The organism is Streptomyces fagopyri (genome assembly GCF_009498275.1).
In the GTDB taxonomy this organism is placed as follows: domain Bacteria; phylum Actinomycetota; class Actinomycetes; order Streptomycetales; family Streptomycetaceae; genus Streptomyces; species Streptomyces fagopyri.
Map to the genome: position 1 here is coordinate 1,856,738 of NZ_CP045643.1, position 16,007 is coordinate 1,872,744.

The 16,007-nt window shown below is 72.3% G+C and carries 14 protein-coding genes and 1 riboswitch; of the genes, 3 read left to right on the forward strand and 11 right to left on the reverse strand.

Annotation, left to right across the window (positions count from 1 at the left end; all coding sequences use genetic code 11):
- Positions 1-37 precede the first annotated feature (37 nt).
- The 5 genes from GFH48_RS07900 to GFH48_RS07920 form a co-directional block, all read right to left on the reverse strand.
- Positions 38-637, reverse strand: coding sequence for a GTP-binding protein (locus GFH48_RS07900; protein ID WP_153287577.1), 600 nt, complete (start codon positions 635-637; stop codon positions 38-40).
- Positions 615-986 carry a DUF742 domain-containing protein gene (locus GFH48_RS07905; protein ID WP_153287578.1) on the reverse strand — a complete coding sequence of 124 codons (372 nt, stop codon included), beginning with the start codon at positions 984-986 and terminating at the stop codon, positions 615-617. Before GFH48_RS07905 ends, GFH48_RS07900 begins: the two co-directional genes overlap by 23 nt.
- Positions 987-988: 2 nt before the next feature.
- Positions 989-1,423: a roadblock/LC7 domain-containing protein gene (locus GFH48_RS07910; RefSeq protein ID WP_153287579.1), complete on the reverse strand. Its 435-nt coding sequence runs from the start codon at positions 1,421-1,423 to the stop codon at positions 989-991.
- A 71-nt stretch (positions 1,424-1,494) separates the two neighbouring features.
- A complete protein-coding gene (locus GFH48_RS07915; RefSeq protein WP_153287580.1) occupies positions 1,495-3,522 on the reverse strand; it encodes a sensor histidine kinase in 2,028 nt (675 codons plus the stop codon).
- A gap of 354 nt (positions 3,523-3,876) precedes the next feature.
- The gene (locus tag GFH48_RS07920; protein ID WP_153287581.1) at positions 3,877-5,151 is read right to left on the reverse strand and encodes an MBL fold metallo-hydrolase; all 1,275 of its coding nucleotides are present in this window, start codon (positions 5,149-5,151) and stop codon (positions 3,877-3,879) included.
- Positions 5,152-6,098: 947 nt separating this feature from the next.
- Between GFH48_RS07920 and GFH48_RS07925 the strand changes: the two genes are divergently transcribed.
- Both GFH48_RS07925 and GFH48_RS07930 read left to right on the forward strand, forming a co-directional pair.
- Positions 6,099-7,289: a Glu/Leu/Phe/Val dehydrogenase dimerization domain-containing protein gene (locus GFH48_RS07925; RefSeq protein WP_153287582.1), complete on the forward strand. Its 1,191-nt coding sequence runs from the start codon at positions 6,099-6,101 to the stop codon at positions 7,287-7,289.
- A gap of 229 nt (positions 7,290-7,518) precedes the next feature.
- Positions 7,519-8,118, forward strand: coding sequence for a TetR/AcrR family transcriptional regulator (locus GFH48_RS07930; RefSeq protein ID WP_228120445.1), 600 nt, complete (start codon positions 7,519-7,521; stop codon positions 8,116-8,118).
- A gap of 86 nt (positions 8,119-8,204) precedes the next feature.
- On the opposite strand, the gene GFH48_RS07935 is transcribed toward GFH48_RS07930, so the two are convergent.
- Both GFH48_RS07935 and GFH48_RS07940 read right to left on the reverse strand, forming a co-directional pair.
- The gene (locus tag GFH48_RS07935; RefSeq protein ID WP_153292781.1) at positions 8,205-8,990 is read right to left on the reverse strand and encodes an SGNH/GDSL hydrolase family protein; all 786 of its coding nucleotides are present in this window, start codon (positions 8,988-8,990) and stop codon (positions 8,205-8,207) included.
- 227 nt (positions 8,991-9,217) lie between these two features.
- Entirely contained in the window at positions 9,218-10,111 is an 894-nt protein-coding gene (locus GFH48_RS07940; RefSeq protein ID WP_153287583.1) for a M23 family metallopeptidase, read from the reverse strand.
- Between the two features lie 3 nt (positions 10,112-10,114).
- Positions 10,115-10,273: riboswitch (cyclic di-AMP (ydaO/yuaA leader) on the reverse strand.
- 533 nt (positions 10,274-10,806) lie between these two features.
- On the opposite strand from GFH48_RS07940, the gene GFH48_RS07945 reads away from it, so the two are divergent.
- Positions 10,807-11,604, forward strand: coding sequence for a tyrosine-protein phosphatase (locus GFH48_RS07945; protein WP_153287584.1), 798 nt, complete (start codon positions 10,807-10,809; stop codon positions 11,602-11,604).
- Positions 11,605-11,691: 87 nt separating this feature from the next.
- Here GFH48_RS07945 and GFH48_RS07950 read toward each other — a convergent pair whose 3' ends face one another.
- From GFH48_RS07950 to dxs, 4 genes are all read right to left on the reverse strand, one after another.
- Complete coding sequence (locus tag GFH48_RS07950) at positions 11,692-11,808, reverse strand: DUF6126 family protein (RefSeq protein ID WP_148012225.1); 117 nt, start codon at positions 11,806-11,808, stop codon at positions 11,692-11,694.
- Between the two features lie 41 nt (positions 11,809-11,849).
- A complete protein-coding gene (locus GFH48_RS07955) occupies positions 11,850-12,503 on the reverse strand; it encodes a helix-turn-helix domain-containing protein (protein WP_153287585.1) in 654 nt (217 codons plus the stop codon).
- Positions 12,504-12,698: 195 nt separating this feature from the next.
- A complete protein-coding gene (locus tag GFH48_RS07960; RefSeq protein ID WP_153287586.1) occupies positions 12,699-14,099 on the reverse strand; it encodes an aspartate aminotransferase family protein in 1,401 nt (466 codons plus the stop codon).
- Positions 14,096-15,994, reverse strand: a complete 1,899-nt coding sequence (gene dxs, locus GFH48_RS07965) for a 1-deoxy-D-xylulose-5-phosphate synthase (protein WP_153287587.1) — start codon at positions 15,992-15,994, stop codon at positions 14,096-14,098. Before dxs ends, GFH48_RS07960 begins: the two co-directional genes overlap by 4 nt.
- Positions 15,995-16,007 lie beyond the last annotated feature (13 nt).

Here is a 16,007-nt window from a genome sequence, read left to right on the forward strand (position 1 = left end):
GGCTCCTCCGCCGAGGGCTTGCTCGTACGTCAGTACGTCACCTGTGGGCTCCATGAGTGGGGGCGTGCGCCGGTGCGTGGGCGAGGAGATGGCGCACCAGGGTGAGCAGGGTCTGCACGCCCGAACTGGAGATCCGGGCGTCGCAGCGCACGATGGGGATCCCGGGGTCGAGATCGATGGCCGCCCGCACCTCGGCGGGGTCGTAGCGGAAGGCACCGTCGAACTCGTTGACGGCGACGATGAAACCGAGACCGCGCTGCTCGAAGAAGTCGACGGCCGCGAAACAGTCCTCCAGCCGGCGGGTGTCGGCGAGGATCACGGCGCCGAGCGCGCCCTCGGACAGCTCGTCCCACATGAACCAGAACCGCTCCTGCCCGGGTGTGCCGAAGAGGTACAGCACGTGTTCCGGGTCGAGGGTGATGCGGCCGAAGTCCATCGCCACCGTGGTCTCGACCTTGTTCTCGACGCCGTCGAGATTGTCGGTCGCGGCGCTGACCGTGGTGAGCAGCTCCTCCGTGCTGAGCGGCGCGATCTCGCTCACCGCGCCGACGAAGGTCGTCTTGCCGACCCCGAATCCTCCCGCCACCAGGATCTTCAGCGCGGTGGGGAAGGGGTCAGAGCTGTCGTCGTAGTCCATCGAGCACTGCCTCCAGAAGAGACCGGTCAGTGGGGTTGTGGTGGAACTCGGGGGGTTTCGTGGTCAGCGCCCCGCAGTCGACGAGGTCGGACAGCAGCACCTTGGTGACCGCCGCCGGCAGCTTGAGCTGGGCGGCGATCTCCGCGACCGAGACGGGCGCGCGGCACAGTTCGAGAGCCTGGGTGTGCTCGGGGCCGAGGTAGCCGAGGGGGGTGGCCCCCGTGACCATGACCTGCGACAACAGGTCGAGCGCGGTGGTCGGACGGGTCCGGCCGTTGCTGACCGTGTAGGGACGCACCAGCCGCCCGGCCGCGTCGTCGAGCCAGGGCCCGTCGCCGGCCGCGGCCACCCTCAAGGCCTCATCGCCGTGGGGCCGACGGCGGCCTGCCTGGGCGCGGTCATCAGATACGGGCGGACGCTCTTGACGAGCATGGCCATCTCGTAGCCGAGCACCGCCGCGTCGGCCTCGCGTCCGGCGAGCACCGCGAGACAGGTACCGGAGCCCGCGGTGGAGACGAACAGCAGGGTCGAGTCGAGTTCGACGACGACCTGTCGCACGTCGCCGCCGTCGCCGAAGCGGATGCCCGCGCTGCGGCCGAGTGAGTACAGGCCGGAGGCCAGGGCCGCCATGTGGTCGGCGCTGTCCGGGTCGAGGCCGTGGACGGACTTGACGAGCCCGTCGCAGGAGAGGAGTACCGCGCTGGTGGTGTGCGGCACGCGCTGCACGAGGCCGCTCATCAGCCAGTCGAGATCGGATGCATGGCCGGTCGGCACGTCGCTCGCCATGGTGGATCGACTCCTTGGGGTACGAAGGTCTGCGGGAGCGCAGGTGGGGGTGGGCGTGCTCAGGAGGCTGGTCATCCGGCCGGTGCGCTCCCGTCGTGCCGGGCCGTGAGGTCGTGTCCGGGCGGGGGGGCGGTGTCACGCGTCCCCTGCGCGTCGGGCGGGGCGGGCGCGTGCGGGTCGGACGCGTGCGCGGTGTGGGGGTCGGCTGCGCGCGTCGTGCCCGGGGAGTCGCCGGCCGTTCGGACGGCGCCGAGAGGCGGTACGTCCAGGTGGCCTTGCAGATGGGGCGAGCGCGGGGACGGCTGGTCGACGCGGATCACCCGCAGGGGTGGCAGCGCGTCCAGGTCTCCGGGGTCCGGGTGCGGCCGGTCGGCGGGGACCTCGGTCCGCTGGGACTCCGCCAGTCCGATCCCGCGCTGGAACGCCGCCATCAGACCGGGGTCGTGACCGGCGACGTGCTCCGAGTCCTGGCGGGGCAGGGGCCCGTCGCGCAGCTGGGGCGCGATGTGCTCCTGAGCGCGCCGGCGCGGCAGTTGGGGCCTCGCCATGGTGCCCCGGACCACGCCGTTGCGCGGGGTGGGTGGCCTCTCCGCGTTCTCCGCCACGATGTGCCGGTCGTCGGGGCGGATGCCGGGCACGGCCTCCGCCGGATTGGGCCGTTCGGCGCGGGCACCGCGCACCGGGAGCGGCGCCGGCCCGCCGCCGCCCGCGCCGTCACGTCGCGGCGCGGCGGGCTCCGCCCGGTCCCGGCGTGACTGGCGCGGCACGGGGGCCGCCGTCGCGCCCCCGGGCGGCAGCGGGAGGGCTCCTCCGGCCGGTGGTCCCGTGGGAGGCAGAGCGCCGCCCGCCGTCTCCCCGTGCTGCCCCTGCGCGAGGAGCCCCGGGGCGCCCGGCCCGGTGCCCAGCAGCTCCTGCGGCACCACGAGTACGGCCTGGACACCGCCGTAGATGTTGCCCTGGAGCCGGACGTGGATGCCGTGTCGCCGAGCGAGCTGCGACACCACGAAGAGGCCGATCCGGCCGTCCTGGAGAAGGCTCGCGACGTTCACCTGATCGGGGTCGGTGAGCAGCGCGTTCATCTTGTCCTGCTCGCCCGGCGGCATGCCCAGGCCCCGGTCCTCGACCTCGACCGCGAGCCCGGAGGTGACCAGGTTGACGCGCAGCAGCACCTGGGTGTGCGGGGCGGAGAACACCGTCGCGTTCTCGACCAGTTCGGCCAGCAGGTGGATGACGTCGGCGACGGCGTGCCCGCGCAGGGTGCCGTCGATCGGAGGCACCAGTTTGACCCGCGAGTACTGTTCGACCTCGGCGATCGCCGACCGCAGCACCTCGGTCATGGAGACGGGGTTGCTCCACTGGCGGCGGGAGACGGCGCCGCCGAGGACGGCGAGGTTCTCCGCGTGCCGTCGGATGCGGGTGGCGAGGTGGTCGACGTGGAAGAGCCCCTTGAGCAGGTCGGGGTCCTCGATCTCGTTCTCCAGCTCGTCGAGGATCGAGATCTCGCGGTGCACGAGGGACTGAAGCCGTCGTGCCAGATTGACGAAGACCTCGACCTTCTGCTCGCTGCCGGCCCGGCTGGAGAGCTGCGCGGCCTGTACGACGGCGGTGACCGCGCCGTCGTGCGCCCGGGAGAGGTCGGCGGCGAGCAGCTCGAAGTCGTCGGCGTCCGGGACGGGCCGACGGCTCGGCGCGCGCGGGGACGGCGTCTCACCGCGGCGCAGGCCCTCGACGACGGCGCGCAGGTCCGCCTCCGTACGGGCGCTGGTACGGCGTATCGCCCCGAGGCGGTCGCTGACGGACCGGGCGGCCCGGTCGGCGGCCACGGCGGCGATCAGGATGCCCGCGAGGGCCACCCCGAAGGCGCCGGCGAGGACCGCCCAGAGAACCGCGCCCGGGCGGGCGCCGGTGGAGCGCACGGTGAAAAGGACGGCCGCGCACGCGCTGAGGGCCACCGCGGTGGGCGGCAGGACCGCCATCCGCAGCAGCTGGGGCCGGAGGTGGGTCTCGGGCTGCGTGGGGGCGGCGCGGGCGACCGGCCGTCCGTGCCGCCCGCCCTCACGGCGGTCTGCGCGGGCGGCCGGTGCGCGAAGGTGAGACATCTGCGTCCTCGTACTGGGCGTCGGGGGCACTCGGGCTCCCGCGGGTCTGCGCGACTCGGGCGTGCGCCATCGCGGTGCCGGTCGAGAGTGCCGAAAAAACGGCCCTGCGTCGCCCGACGGCAACTGACAGTAGTCGGCAACGCGACAGGTGCGGTGGGCAGTTGACAAAGTCCCCCGGGCAGCGTCCCGCTCTGGTATGAGGTCTCGCACGGCAGACCGATATCGGCGTCGGACACGTGTTCCCTGCCGACCCCGTTCCGATCAGGGCTGGTCAGAAGTGGTCACGAAAAGACGGCGAGGGCCGGGGAGCTTCGCGCTCCCCGGCCCTCGCCGCAGGTGGTGCTTTCAGGAGATTCAGCCCGCCGGCACCGTCTCCGGCTCTCCGGTGCCCTCCGCGGCTCCGCCCCCGGCGTCACCCGGCGTGTCGGAGCCCGCGCCACCGGAAGCCGCGCCACCGGAGGCCGTCGTACCGGGAGCCGGGGCGGCGGCGGTCCTCCCGACCGCGGGCCAGCCACCCTCGGGCGGCACGGCCACACCGCGCCACCAGGGCGCGGACGGGACGGCCTCGGAGGTGGGCTCGAAGGGCTCGCCCGGGTGCGGCAGCGCGATGCGCGCGCCGACCGTGTGCGCGGCCGCTATGGTCCCCTCGCCGGGCTCCACCCACGGGTGCGTCGCCAGGTTGAACGTGGCCCAGTGGATCGGCATCATCACACCGGCGGGCCGGCCGCCCTGGAGGTCCAGGTGGGCGCGCATGCCCTCCTCGGGCGTCATGTGGATCTCGGGCCAGAACTCGCTGTACGCGCCGATCTGGATCATCGTGGCGTCGAACGGGCCGTGCTCGGCGCCGATGTCCTTGAAACCCTCGAAATAGCCGGTGTCACCGCTGTGGTAGATCCGGTGCTCGTCGCCCGCCACCGCCCAGGAGGCCCACAGCGTGTGCTGGGTGTTGCGCAGACCCCGCCCGCAGAAGTGCCGGGCGGGCGTGGCGGTGAGGGAGATGCCGCCGACCTTGGTGGACTCGTTCCAGTCCAGCTCGCGCAGGCGGTCCGGGGAGACGCCCCAGTGCTCCAGGTGGGCGCCGACACCGAGCGGCACCGCGAACACCGTGTCCGTGTCGGCGAGGGCCTTGATGGTGGGCAGGTCCAGGTGGTCGTAGTGGTCGTGCGAGATCACGACGACGTCGACCGGGCCCAGCGCGGCCAGCGGCAGGGGCACCGGGTGCAGCCGCTTGGGGCCGGCGAAGTTGAAGGGAGAACAGCGCTCGCCCCAGACCGGGTCGAACAGCACCCGGTGCCCGTCGATCTCCGCCAGCACGCTGGAGTGTCCCATCCAGGTGAGCCGCAGCCCGCTCGCCGCGGGCCGGGCGAGGTCGGCGAGCGTCGTGGGGTGCACCGGCACCGTGCCCGCGGGGGCGCGGCGGACGCGCTCCTCCTTGCGGAAGAAGACCTTCGCGAACTCGATCATGGAGCCGTCGGGGCGGGTCCGGGCGCTGACCGGGTTCTGGAAGACCCCGTCCGCGAAGTTCGGCGATCTGCGGATGCGCTCCATGCGCTCACCGCCCGGCTCCGCGCCGAAGGCGGCGGGCTGCAGCGCGCGGAGCCCGGAGCTCAACGTACGGAAACCGGTCACGGTACCTCCAATGGAGTCGGTCAGGCCTCCCATTATGGTCGGCCCCTCTGACAGCGCCGGGTCGGCGGTGTCACGGCGCGGTGTCCCCGGTACGCACACCGCGAGCACGGACGCCCGCCGAGCGCACTGTCGGGCGAACGCGCCAAAGGGGCCCACGGCCCGTATCTCGCAACCCCGCGGGGCCCTCTCTTCTTCCGCGGCGGGGAGCGGAATTCCCGGGTACGCGGACACACCCGGCCCGGCACCGGGGACGAACGGCCCCACGCCGTGACGAACCGGTCGGCGACGCTCAGGCCGGCCGCGCGAACATCCGCGCCATCACCGCGGCCCCGCCCGCGCCCGCCCGCCCCCCTCACCACTGCACCCGCCCCCCTCACCACCGCACCCGCTCCCCGCCGCCCGCCGCCCGCCGCTGCTCCGTCCAGTGAATGGACACGGCCCGAGCGACCTTCCGGTACTGACTCACTATTCAGTAAAGGGTCCGGTGGAGGCGTGCGCGCCGATCCGTCCGCGCCGGGAGGAACGGTCGACGCGGACGTACTCGCCGAAGGGGGCCGTTCCCGAGCGGCACCCCGCCCGCCCCGGGTCTGGCCGCACACTGAGTCGGTGCAGAAGTGGCTGGCGGGTCGCGAGGTGATCGTCACCGTGGGCGCCGAGCCGGCCGGGAGCGATCTCCGGTCGCCGCCGACCGCCCTCGTCGTTCCGCTCGGTCCGGGCCGGTCCCGACCGTCCCGAACCGACCGAACCGAACCGAACCGACCGTCCCTACTCGGGCCGACCGTCCCGAACCGAACCGACCGTCCCTACTCGGGCCGGGCGTCCCTACCCGGGCCGGGCGGCCTCCGGACCCCCGCGGACGGCGCGCTCGTCGACGAACCGGCCCGCGCTCCCGCCGGGGTACCGCGTGCCTCCGGCCCCACCCCGATCGCCGTCCCCGAGGAGAACCCATGACCGCGCCTTCGACCGCGCCCCTGATCACACTCACCTGGACCGATCACGTCACCGGCCGCCCGGGCTTCCTCGTGGTCGACCGTCTGGTCCGGGGTGTCTCCAGCGGCGGACTGCGGATGCGTGAGGGCTGCACCCTGGACGAGGTCGCCGGGCTGGCCCGGGGCATGACGATGAAGGAAGCCCTGCACTACAACCCCGAGGGCCGCTACATCCCGCTGGGCGGCGCGAAGGGCGGTATCGACTGCGATCCGCAGGACCCCGCGGCGTACGGCCTCCTGGTGCGCTATCTCCGGGCCATGCGCCCGTACATCGAGAACTTCTGGACCACGGGCGAGGATCTCGGGCTCAGCCAGGACCTGGTCGACCGGGCCGCCACCGAGGCGGGGCTCGTCTCCTCCATCCAGGCCGTGTACCCGCTGCTCGACGACGAGAAGAGCGCGCGGAGCCGTCTCGCGGACGCCTTCGCGGTCGAGGTGGACGGGATCGGGCTCGACGAACTGGTCGGCGGCTGCGGTGTCGCCGAGTCGGTGCTCGCGGCCCTGGACCGCGCCGGCGTCTCCCACCCGGGCACGCGCGTCGCCGTACAGGGCCTGGGCACCATGGGCGGAGCCACGGCGCGGTTCCTGGCGCGCGCCGGTCTCACCGTCGTGGCCGTCGCCGACATCAAGGGCACGATCGAGAACCGGGACGGACTCGACGTCGACGCGCTGCTCGCGGCGAGGGACGCCTACGGGACGGTGGACCGCGCGGCGCTGCGCCCGGCGGACCGCGAACTCCCGGCCGACGCCTGGCTGTCGGCCGACGCGGACGTCCTGGTGCCGGCCGCGGTCTCGTACGCGATCGACACCACGAACCAGGCGCGGATCACGGCCCGTTGGATCGTGGAGGCGGCCAACATGCCCGTCCTGGCCGAGGCGGAGGACCTGCTCGCCGCGCGCGGTGTCCTGGTACTGCCGGACGTCGTCGTCAACTCCGGTACGAACGCCTGGTGGTGGTGGACGCTCTTCGGCGACATCGGCGCGGACGCCGATGAGGCGTTCGCCCACACCCGGCGCTCCATGCGCGGTCTCATCGACCGGATGCTGGCCCGCGCGGAGGCCGACGGGACGACACCGCGGGCCGCCGCGCACGCCATCGTCGCCGACCGGCTGCCGGTGATCGCGGAACGGTTCGGGTGGTACCGCTGACCCGGAACCGGGCCGCCGCGCCGGACATCGGACCCGCACTCCCGCGCCGGGCATCCACGCCGGGCCACCACCCACCCCTCACGCTCCCACCCCCGTCGCCCAAGTCACGTACGTGACGCGGGAGTTCGCGGCGGGCGAGGAGGACTTGCCGTGTCCGGATCGCCCGTCGGTCCGTCGCCCGACCCGGGCGAGGCACTAGGGTTGCCGCGTGGCGAGGGTGCGGTTGAGCGTGGCGGAGCGGCGTCAGGAATTGCTGCGGGCTGCCATCGGGCAGATCGAGGCACGGGGTGTGGCGGCGGTACGGATCGCCGACGTCGCCTCGTCGCTCGGGGTGAGCAACGCGTTGGTGCTGTACCACTTCTCCAGCAAGGAGAAGCTGGTCGCGGCCGCGTTCACCCATGCCGCCGAGGACGACCTCGCCCATCTGCGCAAGCTGCTCGGCCGCCGTACGTCCGCGCTGCGACGGCTGCGCTCGGCCGTCCGCTGGTACGCGCCGACCGGCCAGGCCAAGGGCTGGCGGCTGTGGATCGAGGGCTGGGGCGCGGCCCTGCGCGAGCCCGCGCTGCGGGAGGTCACCCGCGATCTCGACAGCCAGTGGAAGGCCGCGATCACCGAGGTGATCGCCGAGGGAGTGGCCGGCGGCGAGTTCCGGTGCCCGGATCCCGCGGGAGCCGCGCTGCGGCTGACGGCGCTGCTCGACGGGCTGGCGGTGCAGATGACCGCCTACGCGGCCGCGGTGTCGCGCGCGCGGGCCCAGGAGTGGGTGGACGACGCGCTCGCGCGCGAGTTGGGACTCGAGCGGGCGGCCCTGACCGCGGCGGTGCGCTGAGGCGCGTGCCCCGGCGCACCGCCGCCGTCAGGGCCCGCGTGCGCCCCGCGGTCCCGCCCGGCGGCCGCCCACCGATGTCCCGCGGCTCAGGCGACGGTCCCGATCCGCATCTTGATGTCGTCCGGCGACAGGCTGCCCTTGGCCGCCACGTGGTCGCCCGAGGACTCCCCGCGCAGCCGCCGTCCGATCCACGGCACGAGATACTCGCGCGCCCAGTGGATGTCGTCCCGGCGCACCTCGAACGTGCCCCGGGGCGGCAGGGGCGGCCACGGCTGGTCCGGGTCCGCCGGTACGTCGAGGCCGAGGACCTGGCCGGCCCGCAGCGCGACCCGGGTGTGACCCTCCGGCGACAGGTGCAGCCGGTCGCCGTCCCACGCGCGCCGGTCCTGGACCGTCTTCAGGGACCACAGGTCGAGGACCGGACAGCCGTACCGGTCCGCGATGGCCCGCACGTGCCCGTTGTACGTGGCGATCTTGCCGCGCAGGTGCTTCAGCACCGGGACGCCACGGGTGTCGAAGCCGGTCGTCACCATGACGGTGCCCACGGCGGAGGTGAGGTCGGCGACCGCGCGCTCGAAACGCTCCGCGACCTCGTCGGGGTCGGTGCCGGGACGGATGATGTCGTTGCCGCCCGCACAGAAGGAGACCAGGTCCGGGGCGAGTTCCTTGGCCCGCCGGAGCTGGTCGTCGACGACCTGGTCGAGCAGCTTCCCGCGCACGGCGAGGTTGGTGTAGGTGAAGTCGCCCTCCGGCTGCCGGTCCGCGAGCAGTACCGCGAAACGGTCCGCCCAACCGACGAGGGCTCCTTCGGGGCCGGGGTCGCCGACGCCTTCGGTGAAGCTGTCCCCCACCGCCACGTACGACCCGATCACCGCTCTGTTGTCACTCTTCGAATCGTCTGCCACGTCGAGCCATGATTCACCTTGGGATGTGAGCTACGCGACCGTAGGAATGGGTTGACGGGTGGTGATATAAGCCACTCATAAAGAATGGCCGAAATCCGGAATAGGGCTTCCCCAGGCGTGGTTGAACAGCCGACACGCCGCGGGCCGGACCCCTTGCCTCAAGGGGTCCGGCCCGTCGGACGCATGGGGGTGTGTCAGGCGACGACGACACCGTGCGCGCGCAGGTACGCGACCGGGTCCAGGTCCGAGCCGTAGTCAGGCGTCGTGCGGATCTCGAAGTGCAGGTGCGGACCGGTGACGTTGCCGGTCGCGCCGGAGAGACCGACCTGCTGCCCCTCGGTCACGGCCTGCCCCGCGGAGACGGTGAGCGCGGACATGTGGGCGTACTGCGAGTACCGGCCGTCGGCGTGCTGGACGACGACCTGGTTGCCGTACGCGCCGCCCCAGCCGGCCGAGACGACGGTGCCCGCGGCGACGGACCTGACCGTGGTGCCGGTCGGGACCACGAAGTCCACACCGGTGTGGTAGCCGCTGGACCACATGCTGCCGGGCACCTTGTAGCCGGTGCCGATGGTGGCCCCCTCGACCGGCAGGGTGTACCCCGCGTCGGCGGCCTTGGCCGCGGTCGCCGCGGCGGTCCTGGTCGCGGAGGCCGCCGCGACGGCGGGCCGCACGGAGGTCGGGGTGGCGGCGGACGCCGACGACGGCGTGGCGCCCTGTCCCCCGATCGTCAGCTTCAGACCGGGACGGATCACCGTCGGATCGGCGCCGACGACCGCGCGGTTGTCGGCGTAGAGCTTCTTCCAGCCGCCGCTGACGTGCTGCCGGTCGGCGATCTTCGCGAGCGTGTCACCGGCCTTCACGACGTAGGTCTTCGGCGCGGCCTTCTCCGCGGCGCCTCCCGCGGACACGGAAACCGTGGTGACCTTCTGCACGACGGCCGGGACCGCGGCCGCCGGGGCCGCGGCGTGGGCGCAGACGGCCCCCATCAACGGCAGGGCGAGCGCGGCACCACCGGTGCCGGCCACGGCGATCGAACGGGGCAGACGCAGGAACTTGGGGCGACGGTGTTTACCCTTCGCGGGCATGGCTCATTTCCTCTCCGGCGCCTGCGAGGTGAGCTGTCGGGTGCGGACTGGAGATGTCCGGCCGCGCGGCGGCGCGGCTGTACCCCTAGCCGTTCCGGAGACCGGAACAGGCGCGATACCTGTGGGTCCCCCGCTCCTGCCGTGTACGGGTGAGTGCGGATTCCGGGCGGCGGCAGGATTGGGCGTCCGTCCGGATTGAGGGCGAACGTAGGCGAGGGACGAGCGTGCCGACAACTGTGCGCGACCCCCCTACGTGCCTCTTTCTTGATCGATGTCCTGATTGCCCGTCACCCTCCGTGCGCGGAGGCGCCGCCGGCCCGGCGATCCACGCGGCCGCACGGGCACGCCGGGGAAGGAGCGTCGCAACACATCGTCACGTGTATGACGCTGCTCACGCACGTCATCCCATGAGGCCATATTCCGGAGCTAGTTCTACCAAATGCACTAAATCGCACATAACAGTCATCTGTGTCAAAACAGGGCGATCGACCGGTCTGGATCCCAGAGCGGTGCCACGGGCCGCCGGGCGCGCGTGCGCCCTCTGCGTCCCGCCGCTCCGTCGACCGCGTCCCGGCAGGTGCGGCGGCGCCTGTGGACAACTCATGGCCCCCGGAACCGATGTCGTATCGTCGAGAGGCGATTCCCGTCGGCGAGCGACGACGAGCGGTGCCGACGGCCCTATGGGAGGAGCCCCCGTGACGCAGCAGGTCCCGTCGACCGAGCCCGAGCTGGCCGGAGTGCGCAACTTCCGAGACGTGGGCGGCCTGCCCACCGTGGACGGCCGGCGGGTGCGGTCCGGACGGCTGTTCCGAAGCGGTCACCTCGCGCACGCGACGGCGGAGGACGCCGCGTTCCTCTCCTCCCTCGGCCTGCACACCATCTTCGACTTCCGCAACGCCTCGGACCAGAAACTGGAGGGCCCTGACGTCGAGCTGCCCGGTGTACGGAACGTGAACCTTCCGCTCACCGACCCGGCCGACGGCAGCGAGTTCTGGAAGATGGTCCGCGACGGCGAGCTCGACCAGCTCCGTGCCCACCTCGGCGGCGGCCGGGCGGCGGACCGGATGATCGGTTCGTACCGCTCGATCATCACCGAGCGGACGGCCGAGCACTCCCAGGTGCTGCACGCCCTGGCCGAGGACAGCGTGCCCGCGCTGATGCACTGCGCCGCGGGCAAGGACCGCGCGGGCCTGTCCATAGCCGTGACGCTGCTCGCCGTGGGCGTCGAGCGCGACGCCATCGTCACCGACTACCTGGAGTCGAACGCACGGCACCGCCGCTACAAGGTGCAGCGCAACGGCACCTCCGACGCGGCCCGCTCCCCCGAGGTCATGGAGCTGCTCAGCCCGTTGTTCGACGCGCGGGCCGAATATCTGACGGCGGCCTTCGAGACGATCGAGGAGACCTGGGGCGGTGTCGACAGCTACCTGGAGCAGGCCCTGCGCCTCACCCCCGAGCTGCGGGACCGGCTGCGCGACAGGCTCCTCGACTGACGTCCACGCACCGCGCGGCTGTACGGCTGTACGGCTGTACGGCTGTACGGCTGTACGTACGGTCCCAGACCCCCGGTTCTACTGGTTCTACTGGTTCTGCGCCCCCAGCGTGAACAGCAGGTAGATGAAGGCCGCGAAGAGGTGGCCGACAGCGACGTAGATGATCAGCCGCACCCACAGCGCACGGGGGAACTTGTCCTCCATGGACCGCCGGGGGCCGGACTCCGTGGGCTCGGTGGGCTCCGTCATGACATCTCTCCCAGGGTCGGGTGCGCCGTCGCCGGGCCGAGGCACAGCGCGGCGGCGGGGCTCTGCAGCAGGGTGTGTACGAAGAGGAGATCGGCCCCCGCCTGATCGGCGGCGGCTATGCGGTGCGGGGTCAGCGAGTCGAAGTGCGCGCTGTCCCCGGGCGCGAGGATCTGCGTGGTGTCCCCGAGCCGCAGCCGCAGCCGCCCCTGGAGGACGTGCAGCCACTCCTCGCCGGGATGGACGCGCACGATGTCGCCCTGGGAGCCGTACGGGACGTGCACCCGCAGTGCCTGCATCCCGCGGCCCGGGGAGCCGGCCTGCCAGTAGGTCCAGCCGCCCGCCGCGGTCGGCTCCATGTCCGCGGCCCGGACGATCGCGTCACGTTCGGCGACCCTCTCGCCCAGCAGCTCCGAGACCGTCGTACCGTAGATGCGGGCCAGGGCGAGCAGCATCGGGAGCGAGGGCTGGCGCTGTCCCGTCTCCAGCCGGGACAGGTGGGCGGCCGAGAGTCCGGCGGCACGGGCCGCGGCCTCCAGGGTCAGTGAGGCGCTCCGGCGCAGTTCACGCAGTTGCGGCGCGACGACGGGCAGCAGGTCGGCTGTCCCGGGCTCGGGCGGCGTGTCCGCCGCCTCCGGCTCGATGGGGCTCATGCACTCCATTGAGCCGTATCTTTGCCTCTCGGGCAAATTTATTGCCTCACAGGCAAAAGGGCGATGGCGGCACCCGATGGGGCGGCCGACCGCCCCACGCATCCTCGCCCTGCCCCGTCGCGGCACGCGGTCCGGGCGCGTCCGTCCCCGTCCTGTCGGGCGGGCGGTGCCCGACAGGACGGGGACGGACCTGGTCTAGCGGTTGGCGACCGCCTGTTTGACCAGCGTCTTCCCGAAGTCCCACATCAGGCCGCCGCCGCTGTGCGCGTCGTCCATCACGGCGACGAAGGCCTCCATGAACCGGTCCACGTCCCGCTCACCCACGATCAGCGGCGGGATCAGTTTGATCACCTCCAGGTGGTCCCCGGAGACCTGGGTGAGGATGCGGTGCCGCTGCAGCAGCGGGACGACGACCATCTGCGCGAAGAGCCCCTTGCGCGCGGCCTGCAGCATGGTCCAGCGGCTGCGCAGCTTGAGCGACCTGGGCCGCCCGAACTCGATGCCGATCATCAGCCCCCGGCCGCGGACGTCACTGAGCAGCTCGTACGTGTCGACGAGCGCCGCGAGCCGGCTCTTCAGCTGCTCCCCCGTGGCCCGCGCGTTCGCCACGATCTGCTCGTTCTCCATCACCGAGAGCACGGCGAGCCCGGCCGCCATGGCCTGCGCGTTCGCCCCGAAGCTCGCCGAGTGGACGAGGACCCGGTCCATCGACGAGTAGACCTTCTTGAAGATCCAGTCCTTGCCGAGGGTGGCGCCGACCGGCACATAGCCGCCGGACAGCGCCTTGGCCACGCACACCAGGTCGGGTTCCACGCCGTCCTCGTGCTGGTACGCGTAGAAGTCACCGGTCCGCCCCAGACCCGTCTGCACCTCGTCCGCGATGAGCAGCGCCTTGTGCCGGTGCAGCAACTCCTGGGCGGCGCGCAGATAGCCGGGCGGGGCCTCGTGCACGCCCTTGCCCTGGATGGGCTCGACGATGAGTCCGGCGACGTCGCCCCGCTTCAGCTCGCGGTCCAGCGCGTCGAGGTCGCCGAGCTCGACGGCCGTGTCGGGCAGCAGCGGGGCGAACCCGTCCCGGAACCCGTCCTCGCCGTTCACGGACAGCGACCCGGTGGTCAGCCCGTGGAAGGCGTGGGAGCAGTAGAGGATCCTGGGTCTGCCGGTGACGTACCGGGCGAACTTCAGGGCGGTCTCGACGGCCTCCGTACCGCTGTTGGCGAAGAACACCCGGTCCAGGTGCGGGCTGTGGGTGAGCAGCTTCTCCGCCAGCAGTCCCGGCAGCGGCTGGCAGTCGAAGCGGGTGAGGTCGGCGAGCGAGGCGTCCAGGACGTCGTGCAGCGCCTGGCGGACGACGGGGTGATGGCGGCCCAGGCCCATCACCCCGAACCCGGCGAGCATGTCCAGGTAGTCGTTGCCGTCCGCGTCCCAGAAGTGCGCGCCCTCGGCCCGCTCGTACACCTTGTCGAAGCCGATGGTGTGCAGCATGCGCGGGAGCTGGTGGTTCAGGTACTTGGTGTGCAGCTCGTAGCGCTCGGCCCCGCGCTCGGCCAGCAGCGCGCCGAGGTCGAACTCCCGTTTCCCGGAAGGGGTGGTCATTCCTGTTTCTCCTTGGACAACTCGTCCTTGACTGCCAGGGCGGCCCCGATCCGCCCGGCGATCTCGACGGGCGTGAGCCCGATGTCGGCCAGCACCTCCGCGCGCTTGGCGTGCGCGAGGAACTGCTCCGGAATCCCGAACCTCCTTACGGGTACGTCCACTTCCGCGTCCCCGAGGGCCAGTGCGACGGCCGCGCCGACGCCGCCCGCCCGGCTGTTGTCCTCGACGACCGCCACGAGCCGGTGCTCGGCCGCGAGGCCCGGCAGCGCCGGGTCGACGGGTTTGACCCAGCGCGGGTCGACGACGGTGCAGCCGATCCCCCGGGCCGCCAGCAGTTCGGCGGCCTGGAGGCAGACCGGCGCCATGACGCCGACGGCCACCAGGAGGACCCGCGGGGTCGCCGCCGACCGGTGCAGGACGTCGAGGCCGCCGACCCGGTCGGTCGCCGGGATCGCCGGGCCCACCGACTCCTTCGGGAACCGGATGAGCGTCGGCGCGTCGTCGACGGCGACCGCCTCCCGCAGCTGGGCGCGGAGCTGGTCGGCGTCACGCGGCGCCGCGATCCTGAGGCCCGGCACGACCTGGAGGACGGACAGGTCCCACATGCCGTTGTGCGAGGCGCCGTCGACGCCGGTGACACCGGCCCGGTCCAGTACGAAGGTGACGCCGCAGCGGTGCAGCGCGACGTCCATCAGGAGCTGGTCGAAGGCCCGGTTGAGGAAGGTGGCGTAGACGGCGACGACCGGGTGCAGGCCGCCCGTGGCGAGTCCGGCCGCGGAGACCGTGGCGTGCTGCTCGGCGATCCCGACGTCCCACACGCGGTCGGGGAACCGCTCGGCGAACCCACCGAGTCCCACCGGGTGCAGCATGGCCGCCGTTATCGCCACGACGTCCTCGCGTTCCTCCCCGATCCGGACGATCTCGTCGCCGAACACAGAGGTCCAGGAGGGCCCGTTGGAGGGCGCGAGCGGCTCGCAGGTGAGGGGGTCCATCACGCCCACCGTGTGGAAACGGTCCTCGTCGTGGGCGAGCGCCGGTTCGTAACCGCGGCCCTTCTCCGTCAGACAGTGGACCAGCACAGGCCCGTGGAAACGCTTCGCGCGCCGCAGCGCCGACTCCACGGCTCCCGTGTCGTGCCCGTCGATCGGCCCGACGTACTTGAGGCCGAGGTCCTCGAACATGCCCTGCGGTGCGAAGGCGTCCTTGAAGCCCTTCTTGGCGCCGTGCAGGGACTCGTAGAGGGTGGGCCCGACGACGGGGGTGCGCAGCAGTACGTCCTTGCCCCAGGCCAGCACCCTCTCGTAGCTGTCGGTCGTCCGCAGGGTCGCGAGGTGGTTGGCGAGGCCGCCGATGGTCGGCGCGTACGAGCGTTCGTTGTCGTTGACGACGATGATCAGCGGTCGGTCCTTCGCGGCGGCGATGTTGTTCAGCGCCTCCCACGCCATTCCGCCCGTCAGCGCGCCGTCGCCGATGACCGCGACGACATGGCCCTTCTCGCCCTGCACCTGGCGGGCCTTGGCGAGGCCGTCCGCCCAGCCGAGCGCCGTCGAGGCGTGGCTGTTCTCGATGATGTCGTGCTCGGACTCCTCGCGCGAGGGGTAGCCGGACAGGCCGCCCTTGCCGCGCAGCTTGGAGAAGTCCTGACGTCCCGTCAGCAGCTTGTGCACATAGCTCTGGTGACCGGTGTCCCACAGGATGCGGTCGACGGGTGACTCGAAGACCCTGTGGAGGGCGATGGAGAGTTCCACCACCCCCAGATTGGGCCCGAGATGTCCACCGGTCCTGGCGACCGCGTGCACCAGGAACTCCCGGATCTCATCGGCCAGTTCACCGACCTCCGCCTCGGACAGCGCCTTCAGGTCGCGTGGTCCCCGGATCTTCTCCAGAATCGTCACGCTCGGGCCCCCT